This window comes from Streptomyces sp. NBC_00158, assembly GCF_045160885.1.
In the GTDB taxonomy this organism is placed as follows: domain Bacteria; phylum Actinomycetota; class Actinomycetes; order Streptomycetales; family Streptomycetaceae; genus Streptomyces.
This window is the reverse complement of the sequence record NZ_CP108161.1, coordinates 7,258,173-7,270,842: the sequence shown is the minus strand read 5'-3', so window position 1 is coordinate 7,270,842 and position 12,670 is coordinate 7,258,173. Positions and strand designations below refer to the sequence as shown.

Here is a 12,670-nt window from a genome sequence, read left to right as displayed (position 1 = left end):
CCCCGGGGGGCGGGGCTCAGTCCCGCGCGGGGCCGGCAGGCCGGGCGAGGCCGGCCAGGACGTCGCGGGCCAGGTTGCCGGCGAGGAGCACCTTGAAGGCGTTGTCGCGCAGCGGGCGGGCCGCTTCGAGTTCGGCGTCGACGGCGGCGCGGACGGCTTCGGGGGTGGGGCGCTCGCCCAGCAGGCGTTCCTCGGCGGTCCGGGCGCGCCACGGCCGGTGCGCCAGTCCGCCGAAGGCGAGGGCGATCCGGGACACCAGGCCGTCGCGGGTCTCCAGGAGGGCCGCCACGGAGGCGAGCGCGAAGGCGTACGAGGCCCGGTCGCGGGCCTTGCGGTACGCGGAGGGCGCGGCGAAGGCCCCGGGCGGCAGCAGGACCGCGGTGACGAGGTCGCCGTGCCGCAGCGTCGTGTCCCGTTCGGGCCGGTCCCCGGGCAGTCGCAGGAATCCGTCGAGGGGCTCGGTGCGTGCGCCGTCGGCGCCGGTGATCTCCACCTCGGCGTCCAGCGCGCTCAGCGCCACCGCGAGGTCGGAGGGGTGGGTGGCCACGCAGAGCGGGGAGTGCCCGAGCACGGCGTGTTCGCGGTTGGCGCCTTCGAGGGCCGCGCAGCCGCTGCCGGGGTCGCGCTTGTTGCAGGGCTTGGACAGGTCCTGGAAGTAGCCGCAGCGGGTGCGCTGGAGCAGGTTGCCCCCGGTCGTCGCGGCGTTGCGCAGCTGTCCCGAGGCGCCGGACAGCAGGGCCTGGGCGAGGGCCGGGCAGCGGGCCCCGGCGAGGGGGTGGGCGGCGAGGTCGGTGCCGCGGACCCCGGCGCCGACGCGCACGCCGCCCCCGGCGGTGGCCTCGACGCCGGCGGGGAGCAGGCGGGCGACGTCCACGAGGGTGTCGGGCCGTTCGACGCCGAGCTTCATCAGGTCGACGAGGTTGGTGCCCCCGGCCAGGTAGGCGGAGCCTGGCCGGCCGCCGTGGGCCTCGGCCGCCTCGGCGAGGCTCGCGGGGCGGAGGTAGCGGAAGGGCTTCACGTGATCACGTCCCGTACGGCGTCGACGATCCGCGGGTAGGCGCCGCAGCGGCACAGGTTGCCGCTGAGGCGCTCGGCGACGGTCTCCCGGGTGGGTTCGGCGCCCTCGGCGGCGAGCTCGGCGAGCATCCCGACGGCGGAGCAGAGCTGGCCGGGCGTGCAGAAGCCGCACTGGAGGGCGTCCCGGGCGACGAAGGCCTCCTGGAGCGGGTGCGGGCTCCCGTCCTCCCCGGCGAGGCCCTCGACGGTGGTGATCCGCGTCCCGTCCTGGGCGACGGCGAGCAGCAGGCAGCTGTTGAGGCGCCGGCCGTCGACGAGGACCGTGCAGGCCCCGCACTGGCCGTGGTCGCAGCCCTTCTTCGCGCCGGTGAGGTCCAGCCGCTCGCGCAGTGCGTCGAGCAGGGTCGTGCGGTGGTCCAGGTCGAGTGCGTGCCGTACGCCGTTGACGTGGAGCGTGACCTGCGAGTGCGTGGCCTCCTGGCCGTCCATGACGAAGCGCCTGCCTCTCCTCGCGGTTCTCCCCCGCACCCGCCCCCTTTCCCGTCTAACCGGCCGGAGGCTTCTCCCAACCCGTCGCCGCCCGGTTCCACCCGATCGGATCCGGACGGATTCGGACGGCGGAACCTGGGCAGGCGCCGGGCGAGGCTCTCGAAAGGAGTGCGCCATGGCTGAGAAGGCCAAGGGCAAGATGGACCAGGCCAAGGGCAAGGCGAAGGAAGCCATCGGCAAGGTGTCCGGCAGCGACCGGATGAAGGCCGAGGGCAAGATGGACCAGGTCAAGGGCAAGGCCGAGGAAGCCGCGGGCAAGGCCGACCAGACCCTGCGCGGCGTCGGCGACTCGCTGCGCGGCCGCCGCCACGGCACCTGACCCGCCCCGCCCCTACGGCGTGCCCCCCGGCCGGTTCCGGCCGGGGGGCACGCACGCCGTCAGGCCGCCGGGAGGTGGCGGACATGGCCGTCACGGACACGGATCCGAGGGGCCCGGCGCGCCGACTGGCTGTGGCTGGAGCCGATGCACGAGGTGCGGCCCTGCCGGCACCCCGCCGGTGGTTCCGTTCCGCCCGGGGCCGGGGCGCTGGTCCGCCCCGGGTTCGAGACCTCGGGGCGGCGGTCAGCTTCTGCCCGGTGGGGCCGGCCGCAAACCGGCGGGCGGGCCCGGCCCGGCCGGGGCCTCACCCGTTCGGCCCTGGCGGGTCCGGGTCCGGATTCCCGTATTCCTGGCTCCGGGAGGTGCCCTGCGTGTTCTGTCGGCCACACGGGTCACAGTGCGCGACCATACGGACGCCGAGAGCAAGCACCCGCATGGTGGAGACACCGAGACAGGAAGAAGGACGGACGTGTCCGGCAGCGAAAGCGAGAACCCCGCAATCCCCTCCCCGGCCGCCACGCCGACCCGCCCGATGACGAACCGGGACTGGTGGCCGAACCAGCTGGACCTCCAGGTTCTCCACCAGCACTCGCCCGGGTCCAGCCCGATGGGCGAGGACTTCGACTACGCGAAGGAGTTCGCGGGCCTGGACGTCGAGGCCCTGAAGCGGGACGTCTTCGAGGTCATGACGGCCTCGCAGGACTGGTGGCCGGCCGACTACGGCCACTACGGGCCGCTCTTCATCCGGATGAGCTGGCACGCGGCGGGGACGTACCGGATCGCCGACGGCCGCGGCGGCGGCGGTTCCGGCGCGCAGCGCTTCGCCCCCCTCAACAGCTGGCCGGACAACGCGAGCCTCGACAAGGCGCGCCGCCTGCTGTGGCCGGTCAAGCAGAAGTACGGGCGGAAGGTCTCCTGGGCCGACCTGCTCGTCTTCGCCGGGAACTGCGCGATGGAGTCCATGGGCTTCAAGACGTTCGGGTTCGGGTTCGGCCGGGAGGACATCTGGGAGCCCGAGGAGATCTTCTGGGGTCCCGAGGACACCTGGCTCGGGGACGAGCGCTACAGCGGCGACCGGGAGCTGACCGGCCCGTTCGGCGCCGTGCAGATGGGGCTCATCTACGTCAATCCGGAGGGGCCGAACGGGAACCCGGACCCCGTGGCCGCCGCCAGGGACATCCGCGAGACCTTCGGGCGGATGGCGATGAACGACGAGGAGACGGTCGCCCTGATCGTGGGCGGGCACACCTTCGGCAAGTGCCACGGGGCGGTCGACCCCGAGTACGTCGGGCCGGAGCCCGAGGCCGGACCGATCGAGCAGCAGGGCCTCGGCTGGACGAACTCGTCCGGCACCGGCGTGGGCGTCGACACGATCACCAGCGGGCTGGAGGGCGCCTGGACGACCGAGCCGACCAAGTGGGACAACGGCTACCTGGACAACCTGTTCCGGTACGACTGGGAGCTGACCCGCAGCCCGGCCGGCGCGCAGCAGTGGACGCCGACGGACGCCTCGGCCCAGGGCACGGTGCCCGACGCCCACGACCCGTCGAAGCGGCACGCGCCGATGATGCTGACGACGGACCTCTCGCTGAAGGTGGACCCGGTCTACGGGCCGATCGCGAGGAGCTTCCACGAGGACCCGGCCAAGCTCGCGGACGCCTTCGCCCGCGCCTGGTACAAGCTGCTGCACCGTGACATGGGGCCGGTCTCGCGCTACCTCGGCCCGTGGATCCCCGAGCCGCAGCTGTGGCAGGACCCGGTCCCCGCCGCCGGTCACGAGCCGGTCGGGGACGCGGAGATCGCCGACCTCAAGGCCAGGGTCCTCGGCTCGGGGCTGTCCGTCTCCCAGCTGGCCGCGACCGCCTGGTCCGCGGCCGCGTCCTTCCGCGGCACGGACATGCGGGGCGGTGCCAACGGCGGCCGGATCCGGCTGGCGCCGCAGAAGGACTGGGAGGTCAACGCCGGGGCCGAGGTGGCGGGGACGGTGGCGGCCCTGGACCGGATCCGGCAGGACTTCAACGCCGCGCAGACCGGCGGGAAGAAGGTGTCCCTCGCCGACCTGATCGTCCTGGGCGGCTGCGCGGCCGTCGAGAAGGCGGCCAAGGACGCCGGGCACCCGGTCGCGGTCCCGTTCGCGCCGGGGCGCACGGACGCCTCGCAGGAGCAGACCGACGTGGAGTCGTTCTCCGTGCTCGAACCCAGGGCGGACGGGTTCCGCAACTACCTCCGGGCGGGCGAGAAGCTCTCGCCGGAGACCCTCCTGCTGGACCGGGCCTACATGCTGAACCTGACCGCGCCGGAGATGACGGTGCTGGCGGGCGGCATGCGGGCGCTGGACGCCGGTTTCCAGGGCTCCCCGCACGGGGTCCTCACCGGCCGGCCGCAGACGCTGACCACCGACTTCTTCGTGAACCTGCTGGACATGGGGACGGAGTGGACGGCTTCGGCCACGGACGAGAACGTGTTCGAGGGCCGGGACCGCGCCACGGGAAAGGTCCGGTGGACCGCGACCGCGGTCGACCTCGTCTTCGGCTCGCACTCCCAGCTGCGGGCCCTGTGCGAGGTGTACGCCTCGCAGGACGCGGGCGAGAAGTTCGTACGCGACTTCGTGGCGGCGTGGGACAAGGTGATGACCCTCGACCGGTTCGACCTCGCGTGACCGGCGGCCCGGCCGTGTGCCGGGCCGTACGCCGGGCCGCCCCTCCCGTGACCCCGCCGGCCGGCCGGTGGGCGCGGGAGGGGCGGGCGGCGCATCCTGGAAGAGGACCCCTCGCGCTTTCCTGAACCCCTTGGGGGACGTCATGGAACTGGGTTTCCTCAAGCCGCTCTTCTCCCGCCCCGGCCCCTGGGCCTCGGTGTACGTCGAGGGCACCCGCGCGACCGAGGACGCGCAGCGGATCCGGGCGCTGCGCGAGCGGGCCGTCGCCGCACAGCTGATAGACGCGGGCGCCGACGCCTACACCGTGCGCGCCGTGGTGAACCGGCTCCTCGGGGAGCCGGTCAGCGGGGCGCCGCCGGGCCGGGCGCTGTTCGCCTCGGGCGCCGAGGTCCTGCTGGACGTCCCGCTCGCGAAGGCCCCTGCGGCCACCGAGGCGACCTGGTCGGTGCTGCCGCACATCGCCCCGCTGGCCGGGCTGCGCGGCGAGGAGCCTGCCTGCCTGGTGGCGTACGTGGACCGGGGCGGCGCCGATCTGGAGCTGCGCGACGGCACCCGCCGCCAGTCCCTGGGCCGGGTGCGGGGCGGCCGGGAGCCGGAGCACGGGCACCGGGGCGTACCGGCCGACCGGCAGGAGTGGCACTACCGGAACCGCACCGAGAACGCCTGGAACGGGGTCGCCGATGCCGTCGCCGCCGAGCTGTCCCGGCAGTGGCCCGGCAGCGGCGCCGGCCTGCTGGTGCTGGCCGGGGACGCCCGGGAGCGCCGGGCCGTCCTCGGCCGGCTGCCCGAGCGGATCCGGGCGGCCGCCGTCGAGGCCGGCGGCGGCCACTCCCCGGGGGCCTCCGGAGACGGACTCGACCGGGAGGTCGCGCGGATGCGCGAGGCCTTCGCCCGGGAGCGGCTGGAAGCCGTGCTGGAACGGTTCCGCACCGGCCGGGGCCGCCCCGGCGAGCACCGGGAGTCCACCGTGGACACCGGCCCGGGCCAGGCCGCCGAGGGCATGCCGGCGGTGCTGGACGCCGTGCGCAGCCACCAGGTGGCGACGCTGCTGCTCGGGGCGGAGGGCTCGGACGCGGGGCGCGACGTGTGGATCGGTCCCGGTGTGGACGAGGTCGCGGTGCAGCGCGGCCAGGCGCAGGCGATGGGCGTCGGGAAGCCCGTAAGGGCCCGCGCGGACGACGCGCTGCTGCGCTCCGCGGCCGCCGCCGGCTGCGAGGTGCTCGTCGTACCGGCGGGCATGCCGGGTCCGGCGGGCGGGCTGGGGGCGGTGCTGCGCTGGACGGTGTGACCGGCCGCGCGGGCGGCGGGCGCGGCCGCCGCCCCGGCCCGCCACCGCCCCAGGCCTCCCCACTGCCGGACCCGCGGCCGGCACGGCCGGCCGCGGGTCGGCCCCGTACGGGGCGCGGCTGCTACGGCGCCATCTCGTACGCGCCGGACAGCGCCTCGACGCGCTGCCAGATCCGGGCCGCGCGGTCCTCGTCGACGACCGGACGGCGGACGGCGCCCAGGGCCCAGGCCTGCTGCGCCGCGGTGGCGGAGTCCTTGCCGTGCAGTTCGACGGCGTGGCCGGAGAAGTCGCGGACGAGGACGGAGAACAGCTCGTCGATGACGTCCGGGTCCAGGTCCGTCAGGCGGGCCTGCTCCAGGATCAGCTGGGCGTGCACGACCAGGGCGAAGAGCTGGCCGACGGAGAGGAGGAAGTCGAGGTCGCGGCTCTGCGCCTCGTCGGGGGCGATGGTGGCGACGAACTCGCACAGGGCGTCGGCCTGCTCGCGGAACCGGGCCACGTTCGCGACCTCGGCGTACGCGTCGAACGCGGGCCGCCAGTCGTGGAAGCGTACGGAGCCCAGGCCCCGGGCCGGGCCCTGCCGGAAGAGGAAGTCGTCGTCGGCCGCGTCGAGGCGGGTGGGCACGGCCGGGTAGTCCACCGGCTCCAGCAGGTGGTTGCGCATGAACTTGAGGATCAGCGCGAGGTTGACGTGGACGGTGCCCTCCAGCTTGGGCAGGCTGCGGATCTCGACGGCCGCCTCGGCGAAGTAGGTGTCCTTCTCGAAGCCCTTGGCGGCGATGACGTCCCACATGAGGTCGATGACCTTCTCGCCCTCGGTGGTCACCTTCATCTTCGTCATCGGGTTGAAGAGGAGGTAGCGGCGGTCGTCGGGGCCGGCGGAGCGGAAGTAGTCGACGGCTCGGTCGCTGAAGAGCTTCATGCCGACGAGGCGGACGTAGGCGTCGGCCAGTTCGCGGCGGACGTGCGGGAAGGCGGTGACGGGGCGGCCGTAGAGGATGCGGTTCTGCGCGTGGGTGACGGCCTCGTACATCGCGTGCTCGCAGATGCCGATGGAGGCGGTGCAGAGGTTGAACTTGCCGACGTTGACGGTGTTGAGGGCGGCGTCGAAGGCGGCGCGGCCGGTGTGCAGGACGTCCTCGGAGGCGACCGGGTAGTCCTCCAGGCGGAACTCGCTGACGTACTTGGAGGAGTCGACGACGTTCTGCACCAGGTGGTAGGCCGGGTGCCGGCTGTCGGCAGCGAAGAAGACGTAGCCGTCGGGGCCCTCGACGTCGGTGCGGCGGCCGAAGACGGAGACGAGGCCTGCCGCGTTGCCGTTGCCGATGTAGTACTTGGAGCCGCTCGCGCGGAAGCCGCCGTCGCCGTCGGGCTCCAGCAGCATGTCCGTGGAGTAGATGTCGGCGCCGTGGGTCCGCTCGGACAGGCCGAACGCGAAGACCTCGCCCTGGGTGAGGAGTTCGGCGGCGCGGGCGCGGGCGTCGGCGTTCCCGCTCTGCCAGACGGGGCCGAGGCCGAGGATGGTGACCTGCCAGGCGTACCAGTAGTCGAGGCCGTAGAAGCCGAGGATCTCGTTGAGGGCGGCGATCCGGGCGGTGTCCCAGCGCTGGTCCTCCCGTCCGGCGGCGGAGGCCGGGGTCAGGAAGGTGGCGAACAGGCCCTCCTTGGCGGCGAAGGCGAGGAACTCCCCGAGCCAGGCGCGGGAGCGGTAGTCCTCGATCAGCTTGCGCTTGCCGCGCTCCTCGAACCAGTCGACGGTGGCGCGCAGCAGGCGGCGGGTCTCGGGGTCGAAGTGCGCGGGGTCGTAGGTGCGCGGGTTGAAGAGCAGGGAGTCGGCCATGAGGGGTCGCCTTCCGGGAGTGGATGGTGGGTGTTTCACGCGGACGGGGTCGGTATCGATTCCGATGCCGGCATCTGTGCCTGTGCCCGTGGCGGTGTCGGTGGCGGTGTCGCACCGATGCGGTGGAGGGTGGCGAGGACGTCGTCCAGCCAGGCGATCGTCATCCGCTCGTACGCGATGCCGCCGCGCAGCACGGCGTGCTGGAGCTCCTGTCCGGCGTCGAGCGGTGCGGGGGCGTCGGGGCCGGTGAAGTCGCGGGCTTCGCCGGCGAGGTAGTGCGCGAGGCGTTCGCCGTGGACCCGGTGGTGCCGTTCGACCTCGCGGATCAGCGCGGCCGGGTCGTCGAAGGCGGCGCCGCGGATCTTGACGGCGAGGTCGTGGCGCATGCTCTCGGGTTCGATCGGCTCGTGCAGCCACCGCGAGAGCGCCGCCCGGCCGGGACCGGCGACGGAGTACTCCTTCTTGTCCGGCCGCCCCTGCTGCGCCACCGCCCGCACGGTGAGCAGCCCGTCGCGCTCCATGCGGCCCAGTACGCGGTAGATCTGCTGGTGGGTGGCGGTCCAGAAGTACCCGATGGACCGGTCGAACCGCCGGGCGAGTTCGTATCCGGAACCGGGCATCTCCAGGAGTGAGACGAGGATCGCGTGGTCGAGCGCCATGCCCCGATCCTCTTATGCAACTCGTTGCATAGACAAGTGCGGGCCCTCCGGTGAGACGCGGCTCACCCGCCCCGGTAACCCGGTGGCGGGCGGTGGGCGGAGTTCGTGATCATGGGTCACATGAGTGATCGACCCGCGCGATGGACCCAGGCGAGCGTCTACCCCGACATGTGGGCGGACCCGGCCGACGACCCCCGGAACAAGGAAGGGGGCGGCCCGGACGGGGAACTCGCCACGCTGCTGGCCTTCCTGGCGGACTACCGCCTGACCCTGCGGATGAAGTGCGAGGGCCTGGACCCCGGGCAGCTGGCCCGGCGGTCGGTGCCGCCGTCGACGATGTCGCTGCTCGGCCTGGTGCGGCACCTCGCCGAGGTGGAGCGGGACTGGCGGAACTGGATCGTCGAGGGCGAACCGCTGCCGAAGCTGTACGGCGTGCGGGACGCGGACTTCCACGGGGCCGTCGCCGATCAGGCCGTCGTGGACGCCTCGTACGCCGATCTGGAGCGGGAGCAGACGGCGATGGACGCCGCGCTGGCCGCGTTCCCGGACCTGGGGCTGCGCGTGGGGAAGGACGGCATCTCGGTCCGGGAGCTGATGGTGCACCGCATCGAGGAGTACGCGCGCCACTGCGGGCACGCCGACCTGCTGCGCGAGTGCGTGGACGGGCGGGTGGGGCAGTGAGCTAGGCCGGGGTGGTGCGGGCGATCAGGGAGTTCAGGAGGGCGGCGCCGCGTTCCGCGTCCGGGACGCTGACGGCGAAGTCGGCGCCCCGGCGGGGGTGGACGACCAGGCATTCGCCGGCCCGGAGCATCACCGTCGTCCCCTTGCCGCTGAGCCGGTACCCCCAGCCGCCGACCTGCGCGGGGGTCCGGTGCTCCGCGTAAGCCGACTCGATGTCCTCGGCGCGCCAGCGGCGCACCGGCAGGCCCAGCGGGCCGAAGGCCACTTCGAGGCCGCGCCCGCTGACGCGGGCCCGTACGGAGGAGCAGGCCAGGACCGCGACGGACGCGATCGCCAGGGGTGCGATGAGGGCCCACGGCGGCGCGACCAGGCCCGCCGCGGCGGCCAGTGCGGCGGCGGCCGCGCCGGCTCCGGTCAGGGCCGCGAGGGCGAGCAGCCAGGGGTTCGCCGTGCGGGAGAGCCATACGAGGGTCTCGCCGTCCGGTATCTCCATGCCCGGCGCGGCTCCCGCCGGCCGGCGGGCCGGGGCGGAGCCGTTCCGGGCCGCCAGCAGGCCGACGAGTCCCGCGGCGGCCGCCACCGCGAGCGCCACGGCGACGGCGAGGTTCACCGACCGCGCCTGGTGCCAGTCGGCGAGGTCCAGGTTCGCCCGGACGACGCCGGCCTGCGCGCCGACGAGGAAGACGGCCCCGGCCGGCAGGGTCGCGTAGGGCGCCGCGCCCCCGCGCGAGCGGGCGATGCCGACGGTGAGCAGTGCGAGGGCCGCCCAGACGAGCGCCGGGAACACGGCTGCGGCCCACAGCGGCATCGAGCCGTCGGGCGCGGCGGAGTCCAGGCTCCAGTGGGTCGCGAGCCGGTCCGGCAGCCGGCCGCTCGCGGCCCAGGGCATTGCGAGGAGTACCGCGGACGGCCCCGCCACCCACATCGCGGCGGAGCGCGGGCGGCCCCTCATCCCGTTGACACCGTTCCCGCCCTTCCCGCCCTTCCCGCTCTGCACGCCCTTCACGGCAACCCCCTGATGATTTCGATGAGATCGGACCTGCTGTACCCCAGGTGCGCCGCGTCGCCCACGAGTTCGCGCACCCGGTCGAGCAGCGCCGACCGCCGGTCCGCCCCCGCGGCCACGGTCACGCCCCGCCCCCGCCGGAACTCCAGCACCCCCTCGTCGCGCAGGCCGCGCAGGCCGCGCAGGACCGTGTTGGTGTTGACGCCCAGCGCCAGCGACAGCTCCCGCGCGGAGGGCAGGCGGTCCCCCGGGCCGCACTCGCCGTCGGCGATGGCGCGCCGGACCGCGCCGGCCACCTGCTCGTGCAGCGGGCGGCCGTCGGCGGTGTTCAGTCTCAGCAGCATGGTGCCAATGAGACTAGCACCATTGGCGTCATCGTCCTCATTGGCGTCATCGGCTCTGGTCGGCCCGCCTGCGGGCGCGTGAGAATGCCGCCATGACGAATCCGCCTCCCGCCCCCGCCGTCCGCGTCGAACGCGCCGGGCCCGTGACCACCGTGGTGCTGTCCCGGCCCGCCGCCCGCAACGCCGTCGACGGGCCGACCGCGGCCCTGCTGGCCGACGCGTTCCGGGCGTTCGAGGCCGATGAGGAGGCCCGCGTCGCGGTGCTGTGGGGCGAGGGCGGCACCTTCTGCGCGGGCGCCGATCTGAAGGCCGTCGGCACGGAGCGCGGGAACCGGGTGGAGCCCGACGGGGACGGTCCTATGGGGCCGACGCGGCTGCGGCTGACGAAGCCGGTCGTCGCGGCCGTCGCCGGGCACGCCGTGGCCGGCGGGCTGGAGCTGGCGCTCTGGTGCGACCTGCGCGTGGCCGAGGAGGACGCCGTCTTCGGGGTGTTCTGCCGCCGCTGGGGGGTGCCGCTGATCGACGGCGGCACGGTGCGGCTGCCGCGGCTGATCGGCGAGAGCCGGGCGATGGACCTGATCCTGACGGGCCGCCCGGTGCCCGCCGCCGAGGCTTACGCGATGGGGCTCGCCAACCGCCTCGTACCGCCGGGCCGGGCCCGGGAGGCGGCGGAGGAACTGGCCCGGGAGATCGCCGCGTTCCCCCAGCTGTGCCTGCGGCACGACCGGCTCTCCGTACGTGAGCAGCACGGCCTGGCCGAGCCGGAGGCGCTGGCCGCCGAGCTGCGGCACGGCATGGTGCCGCTGCGGGCGGGCGAGACCGGCGCCGGGGCGGCGCGCTTCGCCTCCGGGGCGGGCCGGCACGGCTCCTTCACCGGCTGACCCCGCCCCTGCGGCCATACGGGCGGGCCCGGCGTGTGGCGTCGGCGGCTCCGGCCCGCCACCCGTAGGTTTCGCAGCGGAAACGCCCCCGCGGGGGCGCGGAACGCGTGCGGGAGTGGGTGACCGGCGATGACCGGGAAGCGGACGATCACGGTGTTCGGCGCGACCGGGCAGCAGGGGGGCTCCCTGGCCCGTTCGGTCCTGGCGGACCGGGACGGCGAGTTCGCCGTGCGCGCCGTGACGCGCGACCCCGGTTCGGACCGGGCGCGGGAACTGGAGCGGCTCGGGGCGGAGGTGGTGGCGGCCGACCTGGACGACGAGGACAGCCTGGGTCCCGCGCTCGAAGGGGCGTACGGGGCGTACCTGGTGACCAACTTCTGGGAGGACATGGACGCCGCGCACGAGCAGCGGCAGGCGGCGGCCCTCGCCCGGGCGGCCGGGCACGCGGGCGTGCAGCACGCGATCTGGTCCACCCTGGAGGACACCCGCCACTGCATTCCGGTCGACGACGGCCGGATGCCGACGCTCCAGGGCCGGTTCAAGGTGCCGCACTTCGACGGCAAGGCGGAGGCGGACCAGTACTTCCTCGACGCGGGCGTGCCCGTCACCTTCCTGCGGACCACCTTCTACTGGGAGAACCTGCTGGGCGCCTTCGCGCCGCAGGAGGCGGAGGACGGCGGCCTGGAGCTGATCTTCCCCATGGGTGAGAAGAGGCTCTCGGGCATCGCCGTCGACGACATCGGCAAGACCGCGCACGCCGTCTTCAAGGGCGGTGCGGACTTCGTCGCCGCCACCATCAGCATCGCCGGCGAACACCTGCGGCTCGCCGACATGGCAGCGGCCATGACCGGGGCCCTTGGACGGCCGGTCCACTACCGGCCCCTGACCCCGGACGCCTTCCGGGGGCTCGGCTTCCCCGGCGCCGACGAGGCGGGCAACATGTTCCAGTTCTACGCGGACTGCGAGGCCTCCTTCACCGGCGCCCGGGACCTGGACGCCGTCCGCCGCATCAACCCGGCCCTACAGGACTTCGCCACCTGGCTGGCCGCCCACCGCGACCGGTTCTGACCGGTCCGGCAGACGCCCCGTTCGCCGGCGCGGTCAGGCGGGTGTGCTGACGGGGGAGCTGGAGGTCCGCACCGACCGGTCCGACGGCCTGGCGTACGTGACCGTACGCCAGGGCGGCGACTCACCCTGGCAGCCGGTGGCGGGGAGTCCCGTCCCCTGCCCGAACGGGTACGCCAGCAGGCGCCTGCGCGACTCCGCCCTGGACTCGGTCCGCGGCCCCGGCACCGGCACCACGGTCCTGGGGGCCGGTAGGCCCCGCGCGGACACCGGCCGGGTCCGCGGCCGCGTCGCCGCCCGGGCCGTCCTGAGCGAAACCTGACAAAACGCGGCAGCAACGTCAGCGAGCCTCTTACCCCCGC

The 12,670-nt window shown here is 74.5% G+C and carries 13 protein-coding genes; 7 read left to right on the top strand and 6 right to left on the bottom strand.

Going from position 1 to position 12,670, the window contains the following annotated elements:
• Positions 1-16 precede the first annotated feature (16 nt).
• Both OG553_RS33295 and OG553_RS33290 read right to left on the bottom strand, forming a co-directional pair.
• Positions 17-1,018, bottom strand: coding sequence for an FAD binding domain-containing protein (locus OG553_RS33295; protein WP_405982562.1), 1,002 nt, complete (start codon positions 1,016-1,018; stop codon positions 17-19).
• Complete coding sequence (locus tag OG553_RS33290) at positions 1,015-1,506, bottom strand: (2Fe-2S)-binding protein (RefSeq protein ID WP_405982561.1); 492 nt, start codon at positions 1,504-1,506, stop codon at positions 1,015-1,017. Before OG553_RS33290 ends, OG553_RS33295 begins: the two co-directional genes overlap by 4 nt.
• Positions 1,507-1,681: 175 nt before the next feature.
• Between OG553_RS33290 and OG553_RS33285 the strand changes: the two genes are divergently transcribed.
• The 3 genes from OG553_RS33285 (at position 1,682) to OG553_RS33275 (ending at position 5,832) form a co-directional block, all read left to right on the top strand.
• Entirely contained in the window at positions 1,682-1,885 is a 204-nt protein-coding gene (locus tag OG553_RS33285) for a CsbD family protein (protein WP_405982560.1), read from the top strand.
• A 469-nt stretch (positions 1,886-2,354) separates the two neighbouring features.
• Positions 2,355-4,544, top strand: coding sequence for a catalase/peroxidase HPI (gene katG / locus OG553_RS33280; RefSeq protein ID WP_405982559.1), 2,190 nt, complete (start codon positions 2,355-2,357; stop codon positions 4,542-4,544).
• 142 nt (positions 4,545-4,686) lie between these two features.
• Positions 4,687-5,832, top strand: a complete 1,146-nt coding sequence (locus OG553_RS33275) for a hypothetical protein (protein WP_405982558.1) — start codon at positions 4,687-4,689, stop codon at positions 5,830-5,832.
• A gap of 121 nt (positions 5,833-5,953) precedes the next feature.
• Here the strand turns inward: OG553_RS33275 and OG553_RS33270 are convergent, their stop codons facing one another.
• Both OG553_RS33270 and OG553_RS33265 read right to left on the bottom strand, forming a co-directional pair.
• Positions 5,954-7,672 (bottom strand): acyl-CoA dehydrogenase family protein, encoded by a 1,719-nt coding sequence (locus OG553_RS33270; protein ID WP_405982557.1) that lies wholly within the window; start codon positions 7,670-7,672, stop codon positions 5,954-5,956.
• A gap of 35 nt (positions 7,673-7,707) precedes the next feature.
• Positions 7,708-8,331 carry a PadR family transcriptional regulator gene (locus OG553_RS33265; protein WP_405982556.1) on the bottom strand — a complete coding sequence of 208 codons (624 nt, stop codon included), beginning with the start codon at positions 8,329-8,331 and terminating at the stop codon, positions 7,708-7,710.
• A 111-nt stretch (positions 8,332-8,442) separates the two neighbouring features.
• Between OG553_RS33265 and OG553_RS33260 the strand changes: the two genes are divergently transcribed.
• Positions 8,443-9,012, top strand: coding sequence for a DinB family protein (locus OG553_RS33260; protein ID WP_405982555.1), 570 nt, complete (start codon positions 8,443-8,445; stop codon positions 9,010-9,012).
• Between the two features lies 1 nt (position 9,013).
• On the opposite strand, the gene OG553_RS33255 is transcribed toward OG553_RS33260, so the two are convergent.
• Together OG553_RS33255 and OG553_RS33250 are read right to left on the bottom strand one after the other, a co-directional pair.
• A complete protein-coding gene (locus OG553_RS33255) occupies positions 9,014-9,964 on the bottom strand; it encodes a DUF1648 domain-containing protein (RefSeq protein WP_405983208.1) in 951 nt (316 codons plus the stop codon).
• 50 nt (positions 9,965-10,014) lie between these two features.
• Positions 10,015-10,362, bottom strand: a complete 348-nt coding sequence (locus OG553_RS33250; RefSeq protein ID WP_405982554.1) for a GntR family transcriptional regulator — start codon at positions 10,360-10,362, stop codon at positions 10,015-10,017.
• A 92-nt stretch (positions 10,363-10,454) separates the two neighbouring features.
• Between OG553_RS33250 and OG553_RS33245 the strand changes: the two genes are divergently transcribed.
• From OG553_RS33245 to OG553_RS33235, 3 genes are all read left to right on the top strand, one after another.
• Positions 10,455-11,243, top strand: a complete 789-nt coding sequence (locus OG553_RS33245) for a crotonase/enoyl-CoA hydratase family protein (RefSeq protein ID WP_405982553.1) — start codon at positions 10,455-10,457, stop codon at positions 11,241-11,243.
• 129 nt (positions 11,244-11,372) lie between these two features.
• Positions 11,373-12,311 (top strand): NmrA/HSCARG family protein, encoded by a 939-nt coding sequence (locus OG553_RS33240; protein WP_405982552.1) that lies wholly within the window; start codon positions 11,373-11,375, stop codon positions 12,309-12,311.
• 43 nt (positions 12,312-12,354) lie between these two features.
• Positions 12,355-12,630, top strand: coding sequence for a hypothetical protein (locus OG553_RS33235; RefSeq protein ID WP_405982551.1), 276 nt, complete (start codon positions 12,355-12,357; stop codon positions 12,628-12,630).
• Positions 12,631-12,670 lie beyond the last annotated feature (40 nt).